Here is a 3,293-nt window from a genome sequence, read left to right on the forward strand (position 1 = left end):
AGCCCTTGCCTGGACTAGATTTAGTCGATGCGACATTTTTGCGTCGCTCCCAAGTTGTCCCTAAATCCTTGAGGGCTAATTTGACTATGCCCTTAGCTCGGTCACTAACTAAATATTTCACCCTTAATCCCAAGGGCTTGAAAGCTTGAGTGAGTTGGGCTTGCCACGTTTGATACTGACAATCTTCTGTGATTTCTTCTATAAAAATATATCCCGAAGGCACATCGAGCATCACCAAAATCACTTGCTCAAAAAAAGTCTCGTCTGCTGCTGCACACACTTCAATCTCAGAGGGGTTAGTTCCTAGTTGTTGCTGTTGTTGTTGCTGATATTCAAGGATTTTCGACTCTATTTGACCTCTTAAACTGCGTAATGCCGTGGCTGAAACTCCTATGTGACTTTGTAAGCGCAATAAATGAAAAAATTGAGAGAGTCTTTCACAACCCATTCCTCCTTGAATGACAAAGACAAAAATACTTGCTAAAACCAATAAACGAAGCCAATTTTGGCCTGCTTCTGTTTCCCATAAATAAGATTCTGGATGTTTATTTCTCCCCTTTATTCGATGATATAGTCGGTGTACACTACTTTTTGAGAGCTTTGTTTTTTGAGCTAAATGACGAAACGACGTTTTTCCCAATTCATATCCAGCCTGTTTGACAGCTTGACAACGTTTTCTTAAATTCATTAGCAACTCAGAAGCCAACCTTGTTATCAAATATTATTGATCAATTTGCTCCCCTTTGTCCCGTCTTAAGTTGGTAGCCGATAAACTTATGCTTTGGTGAGTTTTTTGGGCTTTTCCTCTTTTAAGTGGCGATCGCAGGGACATATTTTCCCTCTCTCGAACGGACTTTGCGATCTACTGAAACTCTATTACTACGCGATCACTATAGTGTTGAATTGTCCAAATTGCTCAAGTAAAAAGATAATAAAGAATGGTATAGATACCTTGAAAAATGCCGCTAAAATTCAAAAATATAAGTTTAAAGATTGCGGGAGAAGATTTAATCAAAGAACTGGAACCCCAATGTACAGATTACGCCATTCTCCAAAAACAGTAGCTTTAGCAATGAAAATACGAAGTGAGGGTAACGGATTAAGAGCAACTGGCAGAATTTTAGGAAAATCTCACGCTACGATAATAGGCTGGGAAAAACATTTGGAAAAAACAGCAGAAAAATAGTCTCCTGCTGCCCCAGAGGGGGGAGATGTGACATTGGAAGGAGATGAATTATATACTCGTGTAAAAAAAACCTAATTCCCAGTCAATCAGAAGGTTGGACAATAAATTTTCTCCACCTGTAAATTTTCCGTTGCTGGATAAAGAACGTATATACTACTAGAAATGCGATCACTAAAATCCAACAGCGATCGCCGCAAAAATCAGTGCCTCAGTCTGTTCTGAGAAAGGAGGAAACGGTTCGCAGCGACTTTCCACGAATCTAAGCCCAAAAAGAGTCCGAATTTGGCTTTTAAAATTGAATTATGAAAACAGAAAAATAAATTGATTAAATTGATCAAATGACTGTTTCTGGAAACCAAAATTGTTGCCATTCACCGTTAAGTTCAACGACTTTAAGGATAGCTAAAGCTTTACTTCCCAGAGAACTCCAACTCATCCCTTTCCGTTTTTGACGATGACCAATTACAAGATCAACAGCTTTTTCCATCCGTCCACTCCCAATAGATTTACCCGCTTTCTGACGACGTTCATAGTCGATAATTTCGGCGACGTTCAAATGTGGGTAACAGTTTTGCCAAATAGCCAGTCATTGAATAGAACATTTGCTCCAAATAGTAGTCAATTATAATTGAAGAAAATTGTGTAAATGTGTGGGTTAAGTGAGTGAAATCATCGGTTTGTGTGGCTTCTGGACTGTCTTCTTCTTATCGTCAACAATTAGCAGTTAAAGTTATCTCTAAAAACGAGTCAGTGAGTCACATAGCTAGAAATGAAAAGGTGAGTCGGAAATTTGTTTATCAACAGAAGAATATTGCTCAAAATGCTTTGAATCAGGCTTTTAAGAAGAAAGAAAAAGAGGAAGAAGTTTTATATAATCTGCCAGTTACTAAAACATGGATATTTCAGTTGATTTTAGGGCTAATTTTCATCTGTCGCAGTTCTTATCGGGCCGTAGCAGAGCTATTACGAGATTTATTCGATTATTCTATCAGTATTGGCACAATCCATAACCGAGTCCTAGAAGTTGTACCAGTCGCCAAAAAAATCAGTAAATCTGTTGATTTATCGTCAATAAAAGTGGCATCACTTGATGAGATATTTCATTCTAACCGTCCAATATTAACAGGAGTAGATAATAATTCTAGCTACTGTTTTCTTCTAGAAGAAGCCCAGCACAGAGACGAAGACACCTGGGGATGGCACTTGCTAGAAGCCACAGAACAGGGATTTGACCCTAATTACACCATAGCCGATGCTGGGAAGGGGATTCGAGCAGCACATAAAGCCATCTGGTCTGATAAAGTCTGTCAAGGTGATGTTTGGCATATTTTAGACCAAGCTACTACTTTATGCCGTAGTTTAGCCAAAAAAGCTCAGGGTTCCACCACTGAAAGAGAGAAACTAGAGGCTAAGATTGAAAAGACCAATTTAGGAATTATAAGTGGCTCATTATCAAACAAGTTAACTAAAGCTCATGAAAATGAACATAAATTGCTTAATTTGGCTAATGATATCAAAATATTAGTGTATTGGTTAAGAATGGACATCCTCTGCTTGGCTGGAGCAAGTTGGTCAGAACGGATGGAATTGATGAATTTCGTAATTGACGAATTAAAAATAAGAGAAACCAAATCTCATAAAGGTATTAAAGCTCTCAGAGTAGCTTTATCAAACCAAAAAGATGACTTACTCGCATTTGCTAATGCGATTGATGAAAAGCTGGCTGCTTTAGCCCCTTTCAAAACCAGTTTCATATTATCAATAACCTCGTCTGGCAACGTTGATAAATTTGCCAAGGTTCTTTTTTTAACTTGATCTCCTTCTCTGTAAGATTCACGAAGAAGAACAGCTGGGGGAGAATTTCTGTTAGGAACACGCTCTATATACATGACTACTATTTTAGCTTAGTTCTCTTATGGCTGTCTATTAAGAAATATCACAATTTACATGGGTACAACATCGGGTGCCAACCCCTGTATCTGTCGATAGATAATGGTTTTAGGCTTTTACAGTATATTTGTATGGGGGAAGTTCAGTTATACTTCAATTAGCCTTAAACTCAGATCTTGCACCTGACGAGACAAAGTTCCAAACTATGTTCATAAAA

4 protein-coding genes are annotated in these 3,293 nt (G+C 38.1%); 2 read left to right on the forward strand and 2 right to left on the reverse strand.

Annotation, left to right across the window (positions count from 1 at the left end; all coding sequences use genetic code 11):
- A partial coding sequence (locus P9B04_RS17775; RefSeq protein WP_342056316.1) for an integrase catalytic domain-containing protein occupies nucleotides 1–688 on the reverse strand: 688 nt, incomplete at its 3' end.
- A 207-nt stretch (nucleotides 689–895) separates the two neighbouring features.
- Between P9B04_RS17775 and P9B04_RS17780 the strand changes: the two genes are divergently transcribed.
- Nucleotides 896–1,186 carry a transposase gene (locus tag P9B04_RS17780; protein ID WP_446718017.1) on the forward strand — a complete coding sequence of 97 codons (291 nt, stop codon included), beginning with the start codon at nucleotides 896–898 and terminating at the stop codon, nucleotides 1,184–1,186.
- Nucleotides 1,187–1,520: 334 nt separating this feature from the next.
- On the opposite strand, the gene P9B04_RS17785 is transcribed toward P9B04_RS17780, so the two are convergent.
- On the reverse strand, nucleotides 1,521–1,742 hold the full coding sequence (locus P9B04_RS17785; protein ID WP_342056318.1) for a hypothetical protein: 222 nt from the start codon (nucleotides 1,740–1,742) through the stop codon (nucleotides 1,521–1,523).
- A 107-nt stretch (nucleotides 1,743–1,849) separates the two neighbouring features.
- Between P9B04_RS17785 and P9B04_RS17790 the strand changes: the two genes are divergently transcribed.
- On the forward strand, nucleotides 1,850–3,001 hold the full coding sequence (locus P9B04_RS17790) for a hypothetical protein (protein ID WP_342056319.1): 1,152 nt from the start codon (nucleotides 1,850–1,852) through the stop codon (nucleotides 2,999–3,001).
- Nucleotides 3,002–3,293: the final 292 nt, after the last annotated feature.

Origin of the sequence: Crocosphaera sp. Alani8 (genome assembly GCF_038442745.1) — a bacterium.
Lineage (GTDB): Bacteria > Cyanobacteriota > Cyanobacteriia > Cyanobacteriales > Microcystaceae > Crocosphaera.